Annotated in this window: 22 protein-coding genes; all 22 read left to right on the top strand. The window is 71.5% G+C overall.

Translation table 11 applies throughout. The annotated features are described in order from the left end of the window. The 22 genes from ACYQ0U_RS12405 to ACYQ0U_RS12300 all read left to right on the top strand — a co-directional run bounded on the left by ACYQ0U_RS12405 (position 1) and on the right by ACYQ0U_RS12300 (position 21,957). Positions 1 to 1,014, top strand: a complete 1,014-nt coding sequence (locus tag ACYQ0U_RS12405; protein ID WP_459973252.1) for an ABC transporter permease — start codon at positions 1 to 3, stop codon at positions 1,012 to 1,014. Between the two features lie 120 nt (positions 1,015 to 1,134). Continuing rightward, positions 1,135 to 2,835 carry an ABC transporter substrate-binding protein gene (locus ACYQ0U_RS12400; RefSeq protein WP_459973250.1) on the top strand — a complete coding sequence of 567 codons (1,701 nt, stop codon included), beginning with the start codon at positions 1,135 to 1,137 and terminating at the stop codon, positions 2,833 to 2,835. A gap of 138 nt (positions 2,836 to 2,973) precedes the next feature. Then, complete coding sequence (locus ACYQ0U_RS12395; RefSeq protein ID WP_459973246.1) at positions 2,974 to 3,990, top strand: ABC transporter permease; 1,017 nt, start codon at positions 2,974 to 2,976, stop codon at positions 3,988 to 3,990. A gap of 14 nt (positions 3,991 to 4,004) precedes the next feature. Next, entirely contained in the window at positions 4,005 to 5,051 is a 1,047-nt protein-coding gene (locus ACYQ0U_RS12390) for an ABC transporter ATP-binding protein (RefSeq protein WP_459973244.1), read from the top strand. Between the two features lie 167 nt (positions 5,052 to 5,218). Next, positions 5,219 to 6,325: an ABC transporter ATP-binding protein gene (locus ACYQ0U_RS12385; protein WP_459973332.1), complete on the top strand. Its 1,107-nt coding sequence runs from the start codon at positions 5,219 to 5,221 to the stop codon at positions 6,323 to 6,325. A 29-nt stretch (positions 6,326 to 6,354) separates the two neighbouring features. After that, the gene (locus ACYQ0U_RS12380) at positions 6,355 to 7,722 is read left to right on the top strand and encodes a replication-associated recombination protein A (protein WP_459973242.1); all 1,368 of its coding nucleotides are present in this window, start codon (positions 6,355 to 6,357) and stop codon (positions 7,720 to 7,722) included. Between the two features lie 22 nt (positions 7,723 to 7,744). After that, positions 7,745 to 8,251: a hypothetical protein gene (locus tag ACYQ0U_RS12375; RefSeq protein WP_459973240.1), complete on the top strand. Its 507-nt coding sequence runs from the start codon at positions 7,745 to 7,747 to the stop codon at positions 8,249 to 8,251. After that, the gene (locus ACYQ0U_RS12370; protein WP_459973238.1) at positions 8,248 to 8,535 is read left to right on the top strand and encodes a DUF6167 family protein; all 288 of its coding nucleotides are present in this window, start codon (positions 8,248 to 8,250) and stop codon (positions 8,533 to 8,535) included. Before ACYQ0U_RS12375 ends, ACYQ0U_RS12370 begins: the two co-directional genes overlap by 4 nt. Beyond that, positions 8,535 to 11,207, top strand: a complete 2,673-nt coding sequence (alaS, locus tag ACYQ0U_RS12365) for an alanine--tRNA ligase (RefSeq protein ID WP_459973236.1) — start codon at positions 8,535 to 8,537, stop codon at positions 11,205 to 11,207. The genes ACYQ0U_RS12370 and alaS overlap by 1 nt, the downstream gene beginning before the upstream one ends. A gap of 162 nt (positions 11,208 to 11,369) precedes the next feature. After that, the gene (gene ruvX / locus ACYQ0U_RS12360) at positions 11,370 to 11,840 is read left to right on the top strand and encodes a Holliday junction resolvase RuvX (RefSeq protein WP_459973233.1); all 471 of its coding nucleotides are present in this window, start codon (positions 11,370 to 11,372) and stop codon (positions 11,838 to 11,840) included. Continuing rightward, the gene (gene mltG, locus ACYQ0U_RS12355) at positions 11,837 to 13,006 is read left to right on the top strand and encodes an endolytic transglycosylase MltG (RefSeq protein WP_459973231.1); all 1,170 of its coding nucleotides are present in this window, start codon (positions 11,837 to 11,839) and stop codon (positions 13,004 to 13,006) included. Before ruvX ends, mltG begins: the two co-directional genes overlap by 4 nt. Further along, complete coding sequence (locus ACYQ0U_RS12350; protein WP_459973229.1) at positions 12,996 to 13,847, top strand: shikimate dehydrogenase; 852 nt, start codon at positions 12,996 to 12,998, stop codon at positions 13,845 to 13,847. Before mltG ends, ACYQ0U_RS12350 begins: the two co-directional genes overlap by 11 nt. Next, entirely contained in the window at positions 13,844 to 14,566 is a 723-nt protein-coding gene (locus ACYQ0U_RS12345; protein ID WP_459973227.1) for a prepilin peptidase, read from the top strand. The genes ACYQ0U_RS12350 and ACYQ0U_RS12345 overlap by 4 nt, the downstream gene beginning before the upstream one ends. A 39-nt stretch (positions 14,567 to 14,605) precedes the next feature. After that, positions 14,606 to 15,784, top strand: coding sequence for a chorismate synthase (aroC, locus tag ACYQ0U_RS12340; RefSeq protein WP_459973226.1), 1,179 nt, complete (start codon positions 14,606 to 14,608; stop codon positions 15,782 to 15,784). Further along, a complete protein-coding gene (locus tag ACYQ0U_RS12335; protein WP_459973224.1) occupies positions 15,781 to 16,284 on the top strand; it encodes a shikimate kinase in 504 nt (167 codons plus the stop codon). Before aroC ends, ACYQ0U_RS12335 begins: the two co-directional genes overlap by 4 nt. Beyond that, complete coding sequence (gene aroB / locus ACYQ0U_RS12330; protein ID WP_459973222.1) at positions 16,284 to 17,393, top strand: 3-dehydroquinate synthase; 1,110 nt, start codon at positions 16,284 to 16,286, stop codon at positions 17,391 to 17,393. Before ACYQ0U_RS12335 ends, aroB begins: the two co-directional genes overlap by 1 nt. Then, entirely contained in the window at positions 17,390 to 17,821 is a 432-nt protein-coding gene (locus ACYQ0U_RS12325) for a type II 3-dehydroquinate dehydratase (protein ID WP_459973220.1), read from the top strand. Before aroB ends, ACYQ0U_RS12325 begins: the two co-directional genes overlap by 4 nt. A gap of 114 nt (positions 17,822 to 17,935) precedes the next feature. After that, entirely contained in the window at positions 17,936 to 18,763 is an 828-nt protein-coding gene (locus ACYQ0U_RS12320; protein ID WP_459973218.1) for an SIMPL domain-containing protein, read from the top strand. A 94-nt stretch (positions 18,764 to 18,857) separates the two neighbouring features. Further along, positions 18,858 to 19,421 carry an elongation factor P gene (efp, locus tag ACYQ0U_RS12315; protein WP_459973215.1) on the top strand — a complete coding sequence of 188 codons (564 nt, stop codon included), beginning with the start codon at positions 18,858 to 18,860 and terminating at the stop codon, positions 19,419 to 19,421. Further along, entirely contained in the window at positions 19,421 to 19,828 is a 408-nt protein-coding gene (nusB, locus tag ACYQ0U_RS12310) for a transcription antitermination factor NusB (protein ID WP_459973213.1), read from the top strand. Before efp ends, nusB begins: the two co-directional genes overlap by 1 nt. A gap of 4 nt (positions 19,829 to 19,832) precedes the next feature. After that, complete coding sequence (locus ACYQ0U_RS12305; RefSeq protein WP_459973211.1) at positions 19,833 to 21,206, top strand: dihydrolipoyl dehydrogenase family protein; 1,374 nt, start codon at positions 19,833 to 19,835, stop codon at positions 21,204 to 21,206. After that, complete coding sequence (locus tag ACYQ0U_RS12300; RefSeq protein ID WP_459973209.1) at positions 21,151 to 21,957, top strand: DUF1206 domain-containing protein; 807 nt, start codon at positions 21,151 to 21,153, stop codon at positions 21,955 to 21,957. The genes ACYQ0U_RS12305 and ACYQ0U_RS12300 overlap by 56 nt, the downstream gene beginning before the upstream one ends. The last annotated feature ends 28 nt before the right edge of the window (positions 21,958 to 21,985 follow it).

Genomic DNA, 21,985 nt, shown 5'->3' with positions numbered 1-21,985 from the left:
ATGACGACGCCGAGCAGCGAGCTGAGCGGCCATCTGCTCAGCGGCGAGGGAGGGGAGCCCCAGGCGACCCCCGAGAGCTCTGGCTCGGTCGTCAGCAAGTCCCCGACGCGGCTCGCGATGGCTCGGTTCCGCAAGGACAAGCTGTCGATGGTGTCGTTGACGGTGGTGGCTCTGTACTTCCTGGCGGCGATCGCTGCGCCCGTCTTGGTGAAGTCCGGCGTGCTCGACCCCTTCAGCTTGAACCAGAACCTGCTCGATGCGAACACGCTCCCCGAGGGTTCGTGGGGTGGCATCTCCTCCGAGCACCCGCTCGGGATCGACCCCCGCACGGGCCGCGACCTGATGTCCCGGGTCTGGTACGGCATCAGCTTCTCGCTCGGCATCTCGATCGCTGCGACCCTCATCGCGGTCTTCATCGGGGTCGTGCTCGGCATCGTCTCGGGTGCGTCGGGCGGCTGGGTCGACGCGATCATCGGCCGCGTCATCGACCTCACCCTCGCGTTCCCGCAGACACTGATGCTGCTGGCGTTCTCGGCGGTCGGCATCCTGCTGCTCGAGAAGGCCGGCGTCCCCTCCGGCGACCCGTCGGCGGCGCTCTATGTCATCTTGGTGCTCGGCCTGTTCGGCTGGACCAGCATCGCCCGCCTGGTCCGCGGGCAGGTGCTGTCCATCCGAGAGCAGGAGTTCGTCCATGCCTCGACCCTCCTCGGAGCCTCGCGGATGCGCATCTACTTCCGTGAGATCCTGCCCAACCTGTGGGCGCCGATCCTCGTCAGCTTCACCCTGATCCTGCCGGCCTTCGTCTCGGCCGAGGCCGCCCTCAGCTTCCTCGGGGTCAGCATCAAGCCCCCGACGCCGACGCTGGGCAACATCCTGGCCGACTCGATCGGCTATGCCCAGTACGCCCCGGTCTACTTCTTCGTCCCGGCGATCCTCATCGCCACCATCGTCATCTGCTTCAACCTGCTCGGCGACGGTCTGCGCGACGCGCTCGACCCGAAGGCCAACCGATAGATGCCGTCTCGGCGTCCCAGCACCGACTTCGGCGACATCGCGTCGCCGGAATGTGCCGCAACCGCGCACATAGAAGGAGGAAACATGCGTAGGAAACTGAGGGGGGCAGTCGCCGCATCCGTGGCCGCAGCTCTCGGTCTGACACTGGCTGCCTGCGGTGGCGGGGACGACGGCCCCGGGCCGGAGAACGATGCCGCTGCAGGTGCCAAGGGCGGCACGCTCACCGTCCTACAGCACTTCCCGTACGAGGCCTCGGATCCGCAGCGCATCTACTACGGCGTCGAGCTCGCCTGGTTCCGCCGCCTCATTTACCGCGGCCTCCTCGCGTTCCCGATGTCCGAGGACGGCGAGGTCGCCACGACCCCGGTCCCGGACCTGGCCACCGACACCGGCACCTCGTCCGAGGGCGGCAAGGTCTGGTCGTTCACCCTCAAGGACGGTGTGCGCTGGGAGGACGGCTCCGACATCACCTGTGAGGACGTCCAGTACGGCACCAGCCGCGTGTTCGCGAACGACCTCATCACCGGGGGGCCGAACTACACGCTGAGCTACATCGATGTCGAGGACTACCCCGGCCCGTACAAGGCGACCCCGGAGCAGCAGGCGGCCTACGAGGACGCGGTGAGCTGTGACGGCAAGACCATCACGTTCCGGTTCAACAAGCCTTGGGCGGACTTCCCGCAGGCGGTCGCGGGCATGATGATGACCGACCCGTACAAGAAGGAGTTCGACGACGGCGCGAAGTCGCAGTGGAAGGTGCTCTCCAACGGCCCGTACAAGGTCGAGGGCGGCATGTGGTCGAAGAACTCCGGTGCGACGCTGGTCCGCAATGAGGAGTACGACCCCTCCACCGATGACCCCGAGGCCCTGCGCCTGGCCCTGCCGGACGAGATCGACTACCAGATCGACCCGTCGGACACCGCCGGTGAGCTGTTCAACGACCGTCTGATCGCAGACGCGCCCGCTGACCAGACCGCGATCACCACCGCTCGCGTGGCCCCGCCGCAGTTCCCTGCGCTCCAGGGCCCCGTCCTGGACCGGTACCTCAACGTGGAGTCGCCGTACAACTCCTACCTGGTGCCGAACTTCAACCGTCTCAAGGACCCGGCGGTCCGTGAGGCGCTGGCCGTGGGCCTCGACCTGAACAGCTACCTCACCGCCCTCGGTGGCGAGAAGGTCGGCGTTCCCGGCGAGACCATCGTCAACCCGGGCGTCTCCGGCGCTCAGGACAACCCGGCGTTCGCCAACGACAACGACAACAACGGTGACCCCGAGGCAGCGAAGGCTATCCTCGAGGAGGCCGGCGTCGAGATGCCGTACCCGATCACCGTCGCCTACCAGGCCTCGCCGACGATGGACAGCGCCTTCGCTGCCGTCAAGGAGGCGTGGGACGCCGCCGGTTTCAAGACCACACTGGCGCCGCAGGGCGACACCTACTACGACGTGATCGCTCGGCCGGACGACGAGTTCGACATCACCTGGGCCGGCTGGGGCGCCGACTGGCCGTCGATGTCGACGGTGCTGCCGCCGCTGTTCGACAGCCGTCCGAACTTCTCGCCGACGACCTGTGGCCAGGACTACGGCTGCTACCAGAGCGACGAGTTCGAGGCCAAGGTGGACGAGGCGGCCAACGCCCCGGACATCGACGCCCAGGTCGCGGCGCTGCAGGAGGCCGACCTGATCCTCGGTGAGGACTACGCCTACATCCCGCTGGAGATCACCAGCTTCAACTGGCTGCACGGCAGCAAGGTCACCGGTTTCACGACGACCGCCGCGTCGTCCTCCTATCCGGAGATCGGGCTCATCGGCGTCGAGCAGTGACGCTGAGCTGAGTCGCACCACCCGCGGGTGGGGCGGGTGTCGACACCCGCCCCACCCGATCACGCACGCGATCGGCCGCCGCTCTGGTTCGGCGGCTGATCGCGAGCATCTCTGAGCAGCAGAAAGTGAGTCGGACCGATGTGGGCATACATCGTGCGTCGTTGCATCGTGGGCATCGGCCTCTTGCTGGCCCTGACCATGATCACGTTCGTGCTGTTCTTCGCCACGCCGATCGACGCAGCGCGGCTGGCCTGCGGCAAGAACTGCAGCCAGGAGCAGATCAACCAGGCGGAGAAGGCGCTCGGCTATGACCAGCCGATCACGACCCAGTTCACCGCGTTCGCCAAGGGACTCGTCGTGGGCCGCGACTTCCCCGCCGACCCGGAGCTGCGTGAGGCTCTCCCCAGCGGCGTGACCCACTGCGGGCCGCCGTGCCTGGGCTACTCGCACCTGAACTCGTCGACGGTGAACGAACTGGTCGCGGACGCCGCGCCCGTCTCGATGTCGCTCGCCCTGGTCGCGCTGGTGATGTGGCTGGTGTGCGGGGTGCTGTTCGGCGTACTGGCTGCCGTCTACAAGGGATCCTTGCTCGATCGCGGCGTCGTCGGTCTGACGCTGGTCGCCTACGCCTTCCCGACCTTCTTCATCGGCGCGTTCTTCCTGAAGTACCTCGCGGTCAAGTGGGCGGTGTTCCCGTACCCGAACTACACGACCATCGCGGACGGCGGCGTCTGGGGATGGTTCTCGAACCTGATCATGCCTGCGTTCACGCTGGCGCTGGTGTTCATCGCCGGCTACGTGCGCATGAGCCGGGCGTTCGTGCTCGAGTCCATGGGTGAGGACTACATCCGCACCGCTCGCGCCAAGGGCCTTCCGCAGCGCACCGTGCTCTTCAAGCACGGGTTGCGGGCGGCGCTCACCCCGTTGGTCACGATGGCGGGTCTCGACTTCGCCACCCTGCTCGGTGGAGCGATCATCACGGAGTACGTCTTCTCCTACCCAGGGCTCGGACTCCTCACCGTCCAGGCCAACGCCGCGTTCGACCTGCCGACCATCGTCGGCGTGGTGCTGGTGGCCGGTGCCTTCGTCATCCTGGCCAACATCATCGTCGACGTGTCCTACGCCTTCATCGACCCGCGCGTGCGGCTGGGCTGAACGGAGCCGAACTCATGGAACCCTTCCTCAGCGTCCGCGACCTCAAGGTCCACTTCCCGACTGCAGACGGCGTGGTCAAGGCGACGGACGGTCTGTCGTTCGACCTGCAGCGCGGCAAGACGCTCGGCATCGTGGGCGAGTCCGGGTCGGGCAAGTCGGTGTCCAGCTCCGCGATCCTGGGGCTGCACAGAGGGAGCGCCGCGCGCGTCAGTGGTCGCATCGTTCTCGACGGCACCGACCTGCTCAGCCTTTCCGACGCCGAGATGCGAGCCAAGCGGGGGCGGGAGGTGAGCATGATCTTCCAGGACCCGCTCTCCTCCCTGCACCCCTACTTCCGCGTCGGCGCTCAGATCTCCGAGGCCTACCGGGTGCATCACGAGGTCAGCAAGAAGGCGGCGCGCAAGCGGGCGATCGAGATGCTCGACCGAGTCGGCATTCCGCAGCCGGACCGTCGCGTGGACGACTATCCGCACCAGTTCTCGGGAGGCATGCGTCAGCGCGCCATGATCGCGATGGGGCTGATCAACAACCCGAGCCTGGTCATCGCCGACGAGCCCACCACCGCGCTCGACGTGACGGTGCAGGCGCAGATCCTCGACCTCCTCCAGGATCTCCAGAAGGAGTTCGAGTCGGCGATCATCATCATCACCCACGACCTGGGTGTCGTGGCCGAGATGGCCGACGACGTCCTGGTGATGTACGCCGGCCGAGCCGTGGAGTACGGCACGACCAAGGAGATCCTCACGCATCCGGAGATGCCCTACACCTGGGGCCTGCTCTCGAGCGTCCCGGACGTCAGTGGGGACACCTCGGCGCAGCTCATCCCGATCCCCGGCAACCCGCCGAGTCTGCTGTCGCCGCCGTCGGGCTGCGCCTTCCATCCGCGGTGCCTGCATCGCGACAAGGTGCCCGGCGACCTGTGCACGACGGTCCTGCCCGAGCTGGCCCCGGGCACACGGAGCGAGACGCACCTCAAGCGGTGTCACCTCGCCAACCCCGATGCCGTGTTCGAACGAGAGGTCCTGCCGGAGATCGCGCCAGACCTGGTGGAGGAACGATGAACGACCAGCTGTCGGCAGGTGCCGGCATGCCGACCGACGACCCGCACCCCGGCGAGGGTGACGGGACCGGGATCGACAGCAACGAGATCGCGACGGACGTCGTCGGTCACGCGCCGACCGAGTTCGACCCGCACGCAGAGCCGATCCTGGAGGTCAGGGACCTCCGGATGTACTTCCCGGTGAAGTCCTCGGGACTGGTCCGGCGGACCATCGGCCACGTGCAGGCCGTCGACGGCGTCTCCTTCCAGGTGCCGGCGGGCGGTTCGCTGGGCCTGGTAGGCGAGTCGGGCTGCGGCAAGTCGACGACCGGACGGATGATCACCCGCCTCTATGAGCCGACCAGCGGCTCGATCCTCTTCGAGGGCAAGGACATCGCGAAGACTTCGGCGCGCGGACTCAAGCCGTTGCGGCGCGAGATCCAGATGATCTTCCAGGACCCGTACACCTCGTTGAACCCGCGGCAGACTGTCGGCTCGATCGTCGGGGCGCCGCTGGCGATCCACAGGATCGTGCCGAAGAAGAAGATCCTCCCGCGCGTGCAGGAGCTCCTGGAGACCGTCGGTCTCAACCCCGAGCACTACAACCGGTACCCGCACGAGTTCTCGGGCGGACAGCGGCAGCGCATCGGCATCGCCCGGGCACTGACCCTCCAGCCGAAGCTGCTGGTGGCCGACGAGCCCGTCTCGGCCTTGGACGTCTCGATCCAGGCGCAGGTAGTCAACCTGCTCCAGGACCTCCAGAAGGAGTTCGGGATCGCCTTCCTGTTCGTGGCGCACGACCTCGCAGTCGTCCGGCACTTCTGCCCGGAGATCGCGGTCATGTACCTCGGCAAGATCGTCGAGATCGCCGACCGGGAGACGCTCTACAACCGCCCGAACCACCCCTACACGCAGGCGCTGCTGTCGGCGGTGCCGGACGTGAAGCAGGCGGCGATCGGCGGGCGCCGCGAGCGCATCCGCCTCCAGGGCGACGTCCCGAGCCCCATCAACCCGCCCTCGGGCTGCCGGTTCCGCACCCGCTGCCCGCTGGCGCAGGAGATCTGCGCACGGGTCGAGCCGCCGCTGCTCCAGATCGGCAAGCGGCACAAGGTCGCCTGCCACTTCGCGGGCGAGCTGGGCAACCACCCCGAGCGTCCGGTCACGGCCTCGCTGCTCGGCGTGGACGACACCGGTACGCCGGACCCGGGTGCGACCCCGTCCCCGGCGCTCGGCAACGAGCCGGGCTACGCGGACACGTGGTTCGACCTGAACCGCAAGACGATGGCGAGCGCCTGACCGTCGCCAGCGCGCACTAGCCTGAGCGGGTGGACGACGGACTCTTCGACGCCCCCGGCTCCGCCTCCTCGACAGGAGGCCGGACCGGGGGCGGCTCGCTGAACGCGAACACCCACGCGTCGGCGCCCCTGGCCGTCCGCATGCGTCCGCGCACGCTCGACGAGCTGGTGGGCCAGGAGCAGCTGCGGGCCGCCGGCTCACCCCTGCGCCGGCTGGTCGAGGGGGACCAGTCGATGTCGCTGCTGCTGTGGGGCCCGCCGGGGACCGGCAAGACCACGATCGCCTCGATCGTCAGCAACCAGACCGACCGCCGCTTCGTCGAGGTGTCGGCGGTCTCGGCCGGCGTCAAGGAGGTGCGCGCGGCGATCGACGCGGCCCGCGCCGAGCTCGTGGCCGGTGGCCGCGAGACCGTGCTGTTCGTCGACGAGGTGCACCGCTTCAGCAAGGCCCAGCAGGACGCGCTGCTGCCCGGCGTGGAGAACCGCTGGGTCACGCTCATCGCCGCGACGACCGAGAACCCCTTCTTCAGCGTGATCTCGCCGCTGCTCTCGCGCAGCCTGCTGCTCCGGCTGGAGTCCCTCACCGACGACGACGTGCGGGCCGTGCTCGACCAGGCGATCGCGGACGAGCGCGGGCTCGGCGGGGCGATCAAGGTCGACGACGAAGCGCTGGAGCACCTCGTCCGGCTCGCCGGCGGCGACGCCCGCCGCTCGCTCACCTACCTCGAGGCCGCCGCCGGCAGCGCCGCCTCGCAGGGCCTCGACACCGTCGACCTCACCACCGCCGAGACGGCGGTCGATCGGGCCGCCGTGCGCTACGACCGCCAGGGAGACCAGCACTACGACGTGGTCAGCGCGTTCATCAAGTCGGTGCGCGGCTCCGACGCCGACGCCGCCCTGCACTACCTCGCCCGGATGATCGAGGCGGGGGAGGACCCGCGCTTCATCGCGCGCCGGCTGATGATCCTGGCCTCCGAGGACATCGGCCTCGCGGACCCGACCGCGCTCCAGACCGCCGTCGCGGCCGCGCAGACCGTCCAGCTGATCGGGATGCCCGAGGCGCAGCTGACCCTCGCGCACGCCACGATCGCCCTGGCCGTCGCGCCGAAGTCGAACGCGGTCACGACCGCGATCGGTGCGGCGATCGCCGACGTCCGGGCGGGCAAGATCGGCCAGGTCCCACCGCACCTGCGCGACGCGCACTACTCCGGGGCGAAGAAGATCGGCCACGGCGCGACCTACAAGTACAGCCACGACGAGCCGTTCGGCATCGCCGAGCAGCAGTACGCCCCCGACGTGGTCCTCGACCGCGCGTACTACCAGCCGACGACCCTCGGCGCCGAGGCCGCGATCAAGGAGCGGTGGGAGCGGGTCCGGCGGCTGATCCGCGGCGATTGACCGCGCGATAGGGTCGGTGACCATGCAGGACTGGATCGTGCCCGTGGTGGCCGTGGGCCCGGCGCTGGTCGCGCTGGCGCTCGGTGCCGCGCTGCTGCGCGCCCGGTCCCGGACCGACCGGGAGCTCGCCGCGGCCCGCGCGGAGACCGCCGCGCTGCGCACCCAGCTCGACGAGCTCGAGCGGCGGGTGGCGCGGCCGGAGCGGACCATCCGGTCAGAGACCGACGCCGAGGTCGGGTACGTCATCACCGACCTGGGGACGGCCGAGCCGGAGCCGCAGCCGGCACCCCGAGGAGCCGGCGCGCCGTTCGCCGACCTGGTCCTGCGGGAGACCGCGGTCAAGGCGGTGTCGCTCGCGCATGGCGTACGCCGGGCACTCGACGCGGAGTCGCGCAACCGGATCCGGTTCGAGATGAAGCGCGAGGTCCGGCGGGCCCGCAAGGAGCGCAAGGCCGACACCCGCGAGGCCGTCCGGGAGCGGCAGGCCCGCCAGCGGGCCGAGCTCGACGAGGAGGGGTCGGCGGCATGAGGCGTGGGCTCTGGTTCGTCGCCGGGGCCGGCTCCGCCGTCTACGTGATGGTGCGCGGCCGGCGCGCGGCGGAGGCGTTCACCGTCGACGGTCTCAAGGACCGGGTCGGGGCTCTCGAGCTGGGGGCTCGCATGTTCCGCGACGAGGTCGCCCAGGGCCGGTCGGACAAGGAATCGGAGTTGCGCGAGCGGCTGGGCCTCGTGCCTCATGGGACACCCGAGCTCACCGGTGGCCGCCATAAGGCGGTCCCGGCCACCAACCAGGAGCAGGAAGGCAGCAACTGATGGACACCGCGGAGATTCGCCGGAGGTTCGTGGCTCACTTCGAGTCGCACGGGCACACCCCGGTCCCGTCCGCATCGCTGCTGCTCGACGACCCGAACCTGCTGTTCGTCAACGCCGGCATGGTGCCGTTCAAGCCCTACTTCCTCGGGCAGGAGTTGCCGCCCTACCCCCGCGCGACGAGCGTGCAGAAGTGCGTGCGCACCCCGGACATCGAGGACGTCGGCAAGACCACCCGCCACGGCACGTTCTTCGAGATGTGCGGCAACTTCTCGTTCGGCGACTACTTCAAGGAGGGCGCGATCGAGCTCGCCTGGGAGCTCGTGACCAAGCCGATCGCCGACGGCGGCTTCGGCTTCGAGGAGAGCCGGCTGTACCCCTCGATCCTCGAGGGCGACGACGAGGCGCTCGGACTCTGGCGCAAGATCACCGGCCTGCCGGACGACCGGATCATCCGCCTGGGGCCCAAGGAGAACTACTGGTCGATGGGCGTGCCCGGGCCGGGAGGCCCGTGCTCGGAGATCCTCATCGACCGCGGCGACGCCTACGGCCCCGCGGGCGACTTCTCCGCGGAGGACCGGTACCTGGAGTTCTGGAACCTCGTCTTCATGCAGGACGAGCTGTCCGCGGTGCGGTCCAAGGAGGACTTCGACATCGCCGGCTCGCTGCCCAAGAAGAACATCGACACCGGCATGGGTCTCGAGCGCGTCGCGTTCATGCTCCAGGGCGTCGACAACATGTACGAGATCGACGTGATGTTCCCGGTGATCGAGCGGGCCATGGAGCTCACCGGCCGCCGGTACGGCGCGAACCCCGAGGACGACGTCCGGTTCCGGGTCGTCGCCGACCACGTCCGCAGTTCGATGATGCTGATCGCGGACGGCGTCACGCCCGGCAACGAGGCGCGCGGCTACGTCCTGCGCCGGCTGCTGCGCCGCGCGGTCCGCTCGGTGCGGCTGCTCGGCTATGAGGACCCGGCGCTGCCCGAGCTCTTCCCGGTCAGCCGCGACAAGATGGGCGAGACCTACCGCCAGCTGCACCAGGACTGGGAGCGGATCTCGACGGTCGCGTACGCCGAGGAGCAGGCGTTCCGCCAGACGCTGCGGGCGGGCACCCAGATCTTCGACCTGGCCGCGACCGAGGTGAAGCAGGGTGGCGGCAGCCAGCTGTCGGGTGACCGTGCGTTCGCGCTGCACGACACCTACGGCTTCCCGATCGACCTGACCCTGGAGATGGCGGCGGAGCAGGGCCTGTCCGTCGACGAGGACGGCTTCCGCCGGCTGATGAACGAGCAGCGCCAGCGCGCGAAGGACGACGCGCGGGCCAAGAAGGGCCAGCACCGCGACGCGTCGGCCTACCGCGAGGTCGCCGACGAGATGGGCCGTCCGGTCGAGTTCACCGGCTACCAGACCGTCACCGACGAGGGCACGCTGCGCGGCATCGTCGCCGACGGTGGCGTCGTGCGCTCGGCGGGACCGGGCGAGCTGGTCGAGGTGGTCCTCGACCGCACGCCGTTCTACGCCGAGGGCGGCGGCCAGCTCGCCGACCAGGGCGTGATCGAGCTCGCGAACGGCGCGAAGCTCGAGGTGCTCGACGTCCAGTCGCCGGTGACCGGCGTGATCGCGCACCACGTGCGGGTGCTCGAGGGCGAGGTCACCGCCGGACTGTCGGCCCAGGCGCTCGTGGACGTGGAGCGCCGGCGCTCGATCTCCCGGGCGCACACGGCGACCCACATGGTCCACAAGGCGTTCCGCGAGGCGCTCGGGGAGACCGCGACCCAGGCGGGCTCGGAGAACGCGCCCGGCCGCTTCCGCTTCGACTTCTCCGCGACCGGCGCGGTGCCGGCGTCGGTGATGGCCGACGTCGAGGCGCGCGTCAACGACGTCGTCCTCGACGACCTCGCGGTGCACGCCGAGATCATGACCCAGAAGGAGGCGGTGGCCTCCGGGGCGATGGCCCTCTTCGGCGAGAAGTACGGCGACCAGGTGCGTGTCGTCTCGGTCGGCGACTGGGCGCGCGAGCTGTGCGGCGGCACGCACGCCGGCAGCTCCGGCAAGCTCGGCGTGATCAAGCTGCTCGGCGAGTCCTCCATCGGGTCGGGCGTGCGCCGCGTCGAGGCGCTGGTCGGCAGCGACGCCTACCGCTTCCTGGCGCGCGAGCACGTGCTGGTCAACCAGCTCTCCGAGACGCTCAAGGTGCGCCCGGAGCAGCTGCCCGAGCGGGTCAACGACATCGTCGAGAAGCTCCGCGCCGCGGAGAAGGAGATCGAGAAGGTCCGCCTCGGCCAGCTGCTGGCCGCCGGCGGCGAGCTCGCGGCGGGTGCGGCGAAGGTCGGGCCGGTCAACCTGGTCGCACACCGCGCCGACGGAGCGGGCGGCGGCGACGTCCGCACGCTCGCGCTCGACGTCCGCGGCCGCCTGCCGCAGGGCGAGCCCGGCGTGGTCGTCGTCATCGGGGCCGCCGACGGCAAGGTCTCCGTGGTGGCCGCGCTCAACGAGGAGGCCCAGGCCCGCGGACTCAGTGCGAACGACCTGGTCCGCGCCGTCGGGCCGCTGGTCGGCGGCAAGGGCGGCGGCAAGGCCGACGTCGCGCAGGGCGGCGGCACCGACGCGGCGCGCATCGACGAGGCGCTCGCGGTCGTGACCGCCGAGGTCGGCCGGGTCGGAGCCTGTTAAGACCGTGTCCTCCACCCCCATGGCCTGCTGCGCGGCGCCCCGCGGGCGCCTCGCTGCGTTGTCGTCGGTCGCCGGGACTCCGTCCCGTCTCCCTCCCCCGCCTGGCGATGCATCCCGCGGAGGCACCGCTCGCGACGACCGAGGGGCGGAGGACACGGTCTGATGCGCCACGGCGTACGCCTCGGCATCGACCCGGGAGACGCCCGGATCGGGGTCGCGCGGAGCGACCCGTCCGGGTTCCTCGCGACGCCGGTCGAGACCGTCCGCCGCGGCAAGGGCGACCTCGCCCGGATCGCCGGGATCCTCGCCGAGGAGGAGGCCGGCTCGACCGTCCTGGAGGTCGTCGTCGGGCTACCCCGGTCGCTGTCCGGACGGGAGGGACCCGCAGCGGTCAAGGTGCGCGAGTTCGCCGCCGCGCTGGCCCGTCGGGTGGCCCCGGTGCCCGTGCGCCTGGTCGACGAGCGCATGACCACGGTTTCCGCGGAGGCTATGCTGCGCGACCAGGGCCGCACGGGGGGCAAGCGGCGCGCCGTGGTCGACCAGGCAGCAGCCGTGCTCATCCTGCAGCACGCCCTGGATACCGAACGCACGACCGGGAACGCACCGGGGGAGATCGTCGAGGAGACCGCATGACGGACGAGCACGACCAGACCCTGGGGGAGCACGAGCAGGAGTCGTTCCTGGGCGAGCAGAGCCCCGGCGGGCGCCGCCGCGGCAAGAAGCGCCGCAGCCTGCCCGGCTGCCTGGCGGTGCTGGTGGCGCTGGCGGTGATCGTCGGCGGGCTCTACTTCGTCGCGACGTGGGGCATCGACAAGATCGAGGAGCAGTTCCAGTCCGCCGAGGACTTCGACGGGCCGGGCCGCGGCAAGGTCACGTTCGAGGTCGTGAGCGGCGACAACGCCGCGGCGATCGGCCGCCGGCTCAAGGAGCAGGGCGTCGTCGCCTCGGTGGAGGCCTTCACCGTGGCCGCGAACGGCAACCCGGACTGGGCCAACCTCCAGCCGGGCTTCTTCGCGCTGAAGAAGGAGATGGCGGCCGACGACGTCGTCTCGATCCTGGTCGACCCGTCCAACATGGTGAAGGCCACGGTGACCATCCCCGAGGGGCTGACGGTGGAGGACACGGTCGCGATCCTCGCCGACCAGACCGACTTCAAGGCGTCGGCCTTCGAGAAGGTCCTCGCCGACCCGGCCAAGCTCGGCCTGCCCGACTACGCCGAGGGCGAGGCCGAGGGCTACCTCTTCCCGGCGACCTACGACTTCGGACCGGACGCCACGCCCGCCTCGATGCTCAGCGCGATGGTCGACCGCTGGGAGCAGGCGGCCGAGGACGCCGACCTCGAGGCGGCCGCCGCTGAGCTCGGCTACACGCCCGCCGAGCTCATGACGATCGCCAGCCTGGTCGAGTCCGAGGGCCGCGGCGACGACATGCCCAAGATCGCCCGGGTCATCTACAACCGGCTCACCGGCTCGGAGACCAACGGGCTGCTCCAGATCGACGCGACGGTCAACTACGCCGCCGGCAACGACCTGGGCGCGGTCCCGACCGAGGACGACCTCCAGATCGACTCGCCGTACAACACCTACAAGTACCCCGGCCTGCCGCCCGGCCCGATCGAGGCACCCGGCGACGCGGCCATCCGCGCGGCGACCCACCCGGCGGACGGCGACTGGTACTACTACGTCACGGTCAACCTGAAGACGGGTGAGACCAAGTTCGCCGAGACCTACGACGAGTTCCTCGAGTACAAGGACGAGCTCCGCGACTACTGCGCGAACGAGTCGGGCGGTGCCTGCTGAACACCCGGCCGCGCCCGCGATGAGGTGCGCCGTGCTGGGTGACCCGATCGCCCACTCGCTCTCACCCACCCTGCACCGCGCAGGGTACGCCGCCGCCGGCCTGGACTGGGAGTACGACGCCGTCCGGGTCCCCGACGGAGGGCTGGCCGAGTTCGTGCGCGGCCTCGACGCCTCGTGGCGCGGGCTGTCGGTGACCATGCCGCACAAGCGGGCGGGCCTCGCGGTCACCGGCGCCCGGCTGACCGACCGCGCCCGGCTGGCCGGCGGCGTCAACACGCTGGTGCTCGAGGACGGGCAGGTCGTCCTGGCCGACAACACCGACCTGCCGGGTGCGGTCGCCGCCGTGCGCGAGCGCTACGACGGCCCGGTCACCACCGCCACCGTGCTGGGTGCCGGAGCGACCGCGGCCTCGACGGGCCTGGCGCTCTGCGAGCTGGGCGCGACGTCGGTCCGGCTGCTGGCCCGGGACCCGCGGCGCGCGCTTCCGACCGTCGGCGCGATCGAGGCGCACCCCAGCGAGCCGCACGTCGAGGTCCTGCCCCTCACCGGTGGCGACGTGGTCGGTGAGGTGGTCGTCTCGACCATCCCGGTCGCCGCACAGGACTCCGGGCTGGTCGCCCGGTGCGCGGGCGCCCCGGTGGTCTTCGAGGTCGTCTACGAGACCTGGCCCACGCCGCTCGCGGCATCCGTGGGCGAGGACCGGGTGCTGGTCGGTGGGCTGGACCTGCTGGTCCACCAGGCCGTGCTGCAGTTCGAGCTGTTCACCGGCGTGGCCGGCCCGCTCGACGCGATGCGCGCCGCCGGCGAGCGCGAGCTCGCCGCCCGGCGGACGGTGGGGTGAGCGCCGACCCGGCGGCGGTCGCGCTCGGCGCGGTCGGGTGCAGTGCCGCCGGCCTCCTCGTCCCGAGCCTGATCGCGCGGATACCCGAGCCGGAGCCGGACCCTGCCGACGCAACGGAGCACGCCAAGCCGTCGTACGCCGTCGTCGCGGCCGCTCCCGCGCTCGGCACCGTCGCCGTCGCACTGTGCCTCGTCTCCGGCGCGCTCGTCGGGCTCGGCGTCGGGATGACGTGGCCGCTGCTCTACCTGCTCCCGCTCGTCCCGGTCGGCGTCGCTCTCGCGCTCGTGGACCTGCGCACCCGCCTGCTGCCGACCGCCGTGGTGCGCCCGGCGCTCGTGGCCGTCGTGCTGCTCGGCTGCCTCACGGCGTACCTCGAGCGCGACCCGGACGCGCTGGTCCGCGCCGGGATCGCCACCGCCGTGGTCTTCGGGATCTTCTACGCGCTGTGGTGGATCCACCCGCCGGGCATGGGGTACGGCGACGTGCGGCTCTCCGCGATCCTCGGGTTCGCGCTCGGCTACCTGGGCTGGGCGGAGGTCGCGGTCGGCATCTACGGGGCGTTCCTGGTGTTCGCGGTGCCCGGCCTCGTCGTCGCGGTGTTCCGGCGCAGCCGGGCGGTGCTGGGGGCGTCCTACCCGTTCGGGCCGTTCCTGCTGGGCGGGGCGCTCGCCGGCGTCGTGCTCGGCGACCCGGTCTGGTCCCGTCTCGTCGGGGGGTGACCCGAATCTGCAGCGGAACCCTCGTGAAAGACTGGTCCCATGCTGCGCTGGCTGACTGCGGGTGAGTCCCACGGCCCCTCCCTGGTCGCGATCCTGGAGGGGCTGCCCGCCCATGTCCGGGTGACCTCCGACGACATCGCCGACGCCCTCGCGCGCCGGCGCCTCGGGTACGGCCGGGGCGCGCGGATGAAGTTCGAGCGGGACGAGGTCACCCTCGTCGGAGGCGTCCGCCACGGCGAGAGCCAGGGCGGCCCGGTCGCCATCGAGGTCGGCAACACCGAGTGGCCGAAGTGGGAGAAGGTCATGTCGGCCGACCCCGTCGACCCGGTCGAGCTCGAGGCGCTGGCCCGCAACGCCCCGCTGACCCGGCCGCGCCCGGGCCACGCCGACCTGGTCGGCATGCAGAAGTACGACTTCGGCGACGCCCGCCCGATCCTCGAGCGCGCCTCCGCCCGCGAGACCGCCGCCCGCGTCGCGCTCGGCCGGGTCGCGTCGAACTTCCTCGAGCAGGCCGTCGGCGCCCGGATCGTCTCCCACGTCATCGAGCTCGGCGGCGTCCGCGCCCCGTCCGGGCTGTGGCCGCAGGCCGACGACGTCGCCCGGCTCGACGCCGACGAGGTGCGGTGCCTCGACTCCGACACCAGCAAGCGGATGGTCGAGCGGATCGACCAGGCCCACAAGGACGGCGACACGCTCGGCGGCGTCGTCGAGGTGGTCGTGCACGGCCTCCCGCCGGGCCTGGGCTCCCACGTGCACTGGGACCGGCGGCTCGACGCCCGGCTGGCCGGTGCCCTCATGGGCATCCAGGCGATCAAGGGCGTCGAGGTCGGCGACGGCTTCGAGCTCGCCGCGACGCCGGGCTCGCTCGCGCACGACGAGATCGTGCCCACCGACGAGGGCATCCGCCGCGTGAGCGGCCGCTCCGGCGGCACCGAGGGGGGCATGAGCACCGGCGAGGTCCTGCGCGTGCGCGCCGCGATGAAGCCGATCGCCACCGTGCCCCGCGCGCTGCGCACCGTCGACGTCGCCACCGGCGAGGAGTCGGTGGCCCACCACCAGCGCTCGGACGTCTGCGCGGTCCCGGCCGCCGGCATCGTCGCCGAGGCGATGGTCGCGCTGGTGCTGGCCGACGCGGTGCTGGAGAAGTTCGGCGGCGACTCGGTGGCCGAGACCCGGCGCAACGCCGAGAGCTACCTGGACAGCCTGCGCTACCGATGATCGTCCTCATCGGCCCCATGGGAGCGGGCAAGACCACGGTCGCGGGCCTGGTCGCCCGCCGGCTCGGCACGACCGCGCGCGACACCGACCACGACGTGGAGGCGACGGCCGGCCGGCCGATCTCCGAGATCTTCGTCGACGAGGGCGAGGCGGCCTTCCGCACCCTCGAGCGCGCCGCGGTCGCCGAGGCGGTCGCCACCCACGACGGCGTCCTGGCGCTCGGCGGGGGAGCGGTGCTCGACCCCGGGACCCGCGACCTGCTCGCCGGGCACGAGGTGGTCTTCCTGCGCGTCGGCCTGGCCGACGCGGTGAAGCGGGTCGGACTGGGTACGTCCCGCCCCCTGCTGCTCGGCAACGTCCGCGGTCGGATCAAGGCGCTCCTGGACGAGCGGACGCCGGTCTATGAGTCCGTCGCGACCCTGGTCGTGGACACCGACGGACGCTCCCCGCAGGATGTCGCGGAGGAGATCGTGACGACGCTGGCGAGGAAGGCCCCCTGATGGCGAGGAAGCTGCGCGAGACCGTGCTCCGGGTCTCCGGCGCGTCCCCGTACGACGTCGTGGTCGGCCACGACCTGGCCGACCAGCTCCCGCAGATGCTCGGCGTCGGGGTCCAGCGGGTCGCGGTCGTCTTCTCCGACGCGCTGGCGGAGCTGGTCAACCCGGTGCTCGACTCGCTGGCGGCGGCGTACGACGTGATGGTGCTGCCGATCCCGGACGGCGAGCGCGCGAAGAAGGCGGCGGTGGCGGCGTCGTGCTGGGAGGCGCTCGGCGACGCCGGGTTCACCCGCTCCGACGCGGTCGTCACCTTCGGCGGCGGCGCGACCACCGACCTGGGCGGCTTCGTGGCCGCGACCTGGCTGCGCGGCGTGCGGGTCGTGCACGTCCCGACCACCCTGCTCGGCATGGTCGACGCGGCGGTCGGCGGCAAGACCGGGATCAACACGCGCAGCGGCAAGAACCTCGTCGGCTCCTTCCACGAGCCCGCCGGCGTGCTCTGCGACCTCTCCACGCTGCGCTCGCTGCCGCGGGCCGAGCTGGTCGCGGGGCTCGGCGAGGTCGTGAAGTGCGGCTTCATCGCCGACCCGGTCATCCTCGACCTGGTCGAGGACCACGACGTCGACACGCTCAGCGCCGACTCGCCGGTCCTCCGCGAGCTGGTCGAGCGCGCGATCCGGGTGAAGGTCGACGTGGTCTCCGCGGACCTCCGCGAGACCGGCGGCACCCACGGCCACCCCGGCCGCGAGGTCCTCAACTACGGCCACACGATGGCGCACGCCATCGAGCGCAACGAGAACTACCGCATCCGCCACGGCGAGGCGGTCTCCATCGGGTGCGTGTACGTCGCCGAGCTCGCCGCCCGCGCCGGCACCCTCGCTCCCGAGGTCGTCGCGCGGCACCACCATGCGTTCGCGCGGGTGGGGCTGCCCACGACGTACTCCCGGGCCTCCTTCGACGACCTGCACCGCGCGATGAAGGTCGACAAGAAGGCCCGCGGCTCGCAGCTGCGGTTCGTGGTGCTCTCCGACATCGCGGAGCCGACCGTGCTCGCCGGACCCTCGGTCGTCGACCTCCGCGACGCCTACACCGCGATCGGCGGCAAGAAGTGACCCGCGTCCTGGTGCTCAACGGCCCCAACCTGGGCCGCCTGGGCCGCCGGCAGCCCGAGATCTACGGCAGCACCACCCACGCCGAGCTCGCCCACCAGTGCGTGGAGTGGGGCCGTGCGCTCGGGCTCGAGGTCGAGGTGCGGCAGACCAACCACGAGGGCGAGATGCTCGACTGGCTGAACGCCGCCGCCGACGACGGCAACCCGGTCGTGCTCAACGCCGCCGCGTGGACCCACTACTCCTACGCGATCTTCGATGCCTGCGCGCAGCTCACCGCGCCGCTGGTGGAGGTCCACATCTCCGACCCCCGCCAGCGTCCGGAGGAGTTCCGGCACACCTCCGTCGTCACGCCGTACGCCGTCGAGGTGATCGCCGGCCACGGCGTCGACGGCTACCGCCTCGCCCTGGAGCTCCTCGCCCGACGTTGAGTTGGGCCCGATTCGCCGTTGAATCGGGCCGGATTCGCTGCGCGGCGCGAACCGAGCCCGACTCGATGGCGATTGCCGCCCAACTCGACGTCGCGACAGGCTGCCCGGCCAGGGGTGTCGGAACCGACCGGGCGGGGCGCCCGTCCCACCGCCATGAACGGCAACGTGACGGTGAGCGTGCGCAGCATCCTGGTGGCGGCCCTGGTGGCCCTGGCCCTGGTGGTCGCCTACCTCCTCGGCAGCGGTAGTGGCGCAGGCGCCCCGGCCCAGGCGGCCGAGGAGCAGCCCGACCCCGCGAGCACCGCCCGCCAGCTGACGATGACCGGCACCGGCGAGGCGACCGCCGTGCCCGACCAGCTCTCCTTCGACCTCGGGGTGACCCTCACGCGTGCGGACCTCGACGACGCGCTCGCGGCGGCCAGCGCCACGATGGAGCGGGTGCTCGGGGTCCTCGAGGACGCGGGCGTGGCGCGCCGCGACGTGCAGACGACCGGGCTGTCGATGAGCCCGGTGTACGACTACCACCCCTACGACCCGCCGACGCTGATCGGCTACCGGGTCGGCCAGCGCGCGACCGTGCTCGTCCGCGAGCTGAGGAGGGGCGGCGCCGCCGTGTCCGCGGCGGTGGAGTCGGGCGGGAACGACGTCCGCGTCAGCGACCTCCGCCTGCTGGTCGGCGACGAGTCCGCGGTGATGGAGCGGGCACGCGAGGCCGCCGTGGCGGAGGCGACCGCCAAGGCGAAGCAGTACGCCGAGGCGTCGGGTCAGGATCTCGGCGAGGTGCTGACGCTCCAGGAGGTCCACGCGAGGCCGGTGCCGACGCCGGTCTACGCCGGGGCTGCCTACGCCGCCCGCGACCTGGCGGCGAAGCTGCCGATCCGGGCCGGCCGGGAGAAGGGCGCGGTCACCGTCAAGGTCGTCTGGGAGCTCGCCGGTTCCTGATTCGCGGCGTCCAGCCGATAGAGTTCCCCGTTGGCGCCCGGCCACCGGGCCGCCCACGGAACTCCTCCCGACGTACGAAGGCTGACACGCGCGCATGGCAACGACGAACGACCTCAAGAACGGCATGGTCCTCAACATCGACGGTCAGCTCTGGTCCGTCGTGGAGTTCCAGCACGTGAAGCCCGGCAAGGGCCCGGCCTTCGTGCGCACCAAGCTCAAGAACGTCGAGTCGAACAAGACCGTCGACAAGACCTTCAACGCCGGCACCAAGGTCGAGACCGCCACGGTCGACCGCCGCTCGATGCAGTACCTCTACAACGACGGCTCGTCGTACGTCTTCATGGACGTCCAGTCCTACGAGCAGCTCGAGATCAGCCCCGACATCGTCGGCAACGCGGCGAACTTCCTCCTGGAGAACCAGGAGGCCGTGGTGGCCACCAACGAGGGCCGCGTGCTGTTCATCGAGCTGCCGGCCTCGGTCGAGCTCACCATCACCTTCACCGAGCCCGGCCTCGCCGGCGACTCCGCCACCGGCCGCACCAAGCCGGCCACGCTGGAGACCGGCCACGAGATCCAGGTGCCGCTCTTCATCAACCAGGGCGAGAAGGTCAAGGTCGACACTCGCGACTCGTCGTACATGGGGCGCGTGAAGGCCTGATGGCTGCTCGCTCCAAGGCCCGCAAGCGGGCACTGGACCTCCTCTACGCGTCGGAGCTGCGCGGCGAGTCGGCGGTCGAGGCGCTCGAGCGCGCCGTCGCCGAGGGTGACGGCCCGACGAACGACTACACCGGGGTCCTCGTCCGCGGCGTCGAGGAGCAGCGGGCCCGCATCGACGAGGTCGTCGCGTCGTACGCCGAGGGCTGGACGCTGTCCCGCATGCCGGCCGTCGACCGCAACGTGCTGCGGCTCGGCACCTGGGAGGTCCTCTACGCCGACGACGTGCCCGACGCGGTCGCGGTCGCGGAGGCGACGGCGCTGGTGCAGGAGCTCTCCACCGACGAGTCCCCGCAGTTCGTCAACGGCGTGCTCGGGGCGATCCTCCGGAACAAGGGGTCTCTAGTCTGAGCGCATGAGCGCTCGCGAGGTCGACCTGGTCGTCATCGGACTCGGGCCCGGCGGCGAGGCCCTCGCCGCGGGCGCGGCCAGGGCGGGCCTCGAGGTGGTCGCGGTCGACCGGCACCTCGTCGGCGGCGAGTGCCCCTACTACGGCTGCATCCCCACCAAGATGATGGTCCGCGGGAGCGACCTGGTCGCGGAGGTACGCCGGGCGCCCGGTCTGGCGGGCGAGGCGTCCATCACGCCGGCCTGGTCGGTGGTCGCCCGCCGCATCGACGAGGACGCCACGACCCACTGGGACGACTCGATCGCGGTCGACCGGCTGCGCGACGCGGGTGCGACGATCCGCCACGGGATCGCCCGGCTGGCCGGCGTGGGCGAGGTCGCCGTCGACGTGGCGGGGGAGACCCAGGCCTTCACGGCCCGTCGCGGCGTCGTGCTCAACACCGGCACCCGGCCGGCGGTCCCGCCCGTCGACGGGCTCGCGGACACGCCGTACTGGACCAACCGCGACGCCGTGCGGCTCACCGAGCTGCCGGGGTCCCTGGTGGTGCTCGGCGGCGGCCCGATCGGCTGCGAGATGGCGCAGGTGTTCGCCCGCTTCGGGGTCCGCGTGACGCTCGTCCAGCACGGCCCCCGGCTGCTGCCCGGCGACGAGCCCGAGGCCGCCGAGCTGCTCGAGAGGGTCTTCGTCGAGGAGGGCATCCGCGTCCTCACCGGGGTCGAGCTCCAGCGGGCGTCGTACGCCGACGGCGCGTTCACACTCTCCCTCGACACCGGGGAGGAGCTGACCGCCGACAAGCTGCTGGTCGCCGCCGGCCGCACGCCGAACCTCGACGACCTCGGGCTGGAGACCGTCGGCCTGGACCCGGCCCCGCGGACCGTCGAGGTCGACGAGTGGCTGCGGGCGGGGGAGAAGCTCTGGGCGATCGGCGACGTCACCGGGCACGGCGCGTTCACGCACGTCTCGATGTACCAGTCCGCGGTCGCGCTGCGCGACGTCCTGGGGCACGGCGGCGCACCCGCGCGCTACCACGCGGTGCCGCACACGACCTTCACCGACCCGGAGGTCGGCGGCGTGGGCATGACCGAGCAGCAGGCCCGCGACGCCGGGCTGAGCGTGCGCACCGGCACGACCGCCCTGGCCGGCTCCTCGCGCGGTTTCACCCACGGTGCGGGTGGGCACGGGGTGATCAAGGTCGTCGAGGATGCCGACCGCGGCGTGCTGGTCGGAGCGACAGCCATGGGCCCCGCGGGCGGTGAGATCCTCGGCTTCCTCGCCGTCGCGGTCCACGCGGCGGTCCCCGTCGCCACGTTGAGGTCGATGATCTATGCCTACCCCACGTTCCACCGGGCGATCGAGTCTGCCCTCGCTGAGCTGGGATGACGACCGCCTGAGGCACCTGGCGCGCATCGGCTACGTCGCGCTCGCCATCGTCTACCTGATGATCGCCTGGCTGGCGCTCCAGCTCGCGTTCGGCGACCGGGAGGGCAAGCCGTCGAGCTCCGGGGCGATGCGACAGCTCGCCGAGCAGCCCCTGGGCGGGGTCCTGGTGTGGGTCGTCTCCCTGGGGCTCTTCGTGCTGGCCATCTGGAAGGCGATCGAGGTGGTGGCCGCGGACGAGCTCAAGGACCGGGCGACGGCCGCGGTCCAGGCGGTCATCTACGTGGCGATCGGCATCAGCGGCATCAAGGTCGCCACCGGCTCGGGCTCGTCGGGCAAGGGCGAGGAGACCTGGACCGCCACGCTGATGAACCTGCCCGGCGGGCAGCTGCTCGTCGGTGCCGTCGCGCTCGGCATCATCGGCTACGGCCTCTACGAGATCTACAAGGCCTGGACGGACAAGTTCGCCGATCAGCTCGACCACGAGGGTCGCAGCGGGTCCACCGGGACGGCGTACCTCTGGTTCGGGCGGATCGGGTTCGCCGCGCGCGGAGTCGCGTTCGCGATGGTCGGCGGCCTGTTCGGCTACGCCGCGATCACCCACGACGCGAAGAAGTCCGGCGGCCTCGACCAGGCGCTCTTCGAGGTGCTCGACCAGCCGTTCGGCCCGGTGCTGCTGTGCGCGATCGGGCTCGGGCTGGCCTGCTTCGGGCTGTTCACGCTGGCCCGCGCGAAGCACCTCGGCGAGGGCTAGGTGGACCAGCCGGTGCCCCTCATCATGT

It is taken from the genome of Nocardioides pyridinolyticus (assembly GCF_054653575.1).
Note: the sequence above shows the minus strand (reverse complement) of the source record. Positions and strands in the feature narration are given on the sequence as shown.

Bases quoted from the DNA above. Each gene is read 5' to 3' on its own strand.
- ACYQ0U_RS12405 (WP_459973252.1), top strand. From the start codon at position 1: ATGACGACGCCGAGCAGCGAGCTGAGCGGCCATCTGCTCAGCGGCGAG.
- ACYQ0U_RS12395 (WP_459973246.1), top strand. From the start codon at position 2,974: ATGTGGGCATACATCGTGCGTCGTTGCATCGTGGGCATCGGCCTCTTG.
- ACYQ0U_RS12390 (WP_459973244.1), top strand. From the start codon at position 4,005: ATGGAACCCTTCCTCAGCGTCCGCGACCTCAAGGTCCACTTCCCGACT.
- ACYQ0U_RS12385 (WP_459973332.1), top strand. From the start codon at position 5,219: ATGTACTTCCCGGTGAAGTCCTCGGGACTGGTCCGGCGGACCATCGGC.
- ACYQ0U_RS12375 (WP_459973240.1), top strand. From the start codon at position 7,745: ATGCAGGACTGGATCGTGCCCGTGGTGGCCGTGGGCCCGGCGCTGGTC.
- ACYQ0U_RS12370 (WP_459973238.1), top strand. From the start codon at position 8,248: ATGAGGCGTGGGCTCTGGTTCGTCGCCGGGGCCGGCTCCGCCGTCTAC.
- alaS (WP_459973236.1), top strand. From the start codon at position 8,535: ATGGACACCGCGGAGATTCGCCGGAGGTTCGTGGCTCACTTCGAGTCG.
- ruvX (WP_459973233.1), top strand. From the start codon at position 11,370: ATGCGCCACGGCGTACGCCTCGGCATCGACCCGGGAGACGCCCGGATC.
- mltG (WP_459973231.1), top strand. From the start codon at position 11,837: ATGACGGACGAGCACGACCAGACCCTGGGGGAGCACGAGCAGGAGTCG.
- aroC (WP_459973226.1), top strand. From the start codon at position 14,606: ATGCTGCGCTGGCTGACTGCGGGTGAGTCCCACGGCCCCTCCCTGGTC.
- ACYQ0U_RS12335 (WP_459973224.1), top strand. From the start codon at position 15,781: ATGATCGTCCTCATCGGCCCCATGGGAGCGGGCAAGACCACGGTCGCG.
- aroB (WP_459973222.1), top strand. From the start codon at position 16,284: ATGGCGAGGAAGCTGCGCGAGACCGTGCTCCGGGTCTCCGGCGCGTCC.
- efp (WP_459973215.1), top strand. From the start codon at position 18,858: ATGGCAACGACGAACGACCTCAAGAACGGCATGGTCCTCAACATCGAC.
- nusB (WP_459973213.1), top strand. From the start codon at position 19,421: ATGGCTGCTCGCTCCAAGGCCCGCAAGCGGGCACTGGACCTCCTCTAC.
- ACYQ0U_RS12305 (WP_459973211.1), top strand. From the start codon at position 19,833: ATGAGCGCTCGCGAGGTCGACCTGGTCGTCATCGGACTCGGGCCCGGC.
- ACYQ0U_RS12300 (WP_459973209.1), top strand. From the start codon at position 21,151: ATGCCTACCCCACGTTCCACCGGGCGATCGAGTCTGCCCTCGCTGAGC.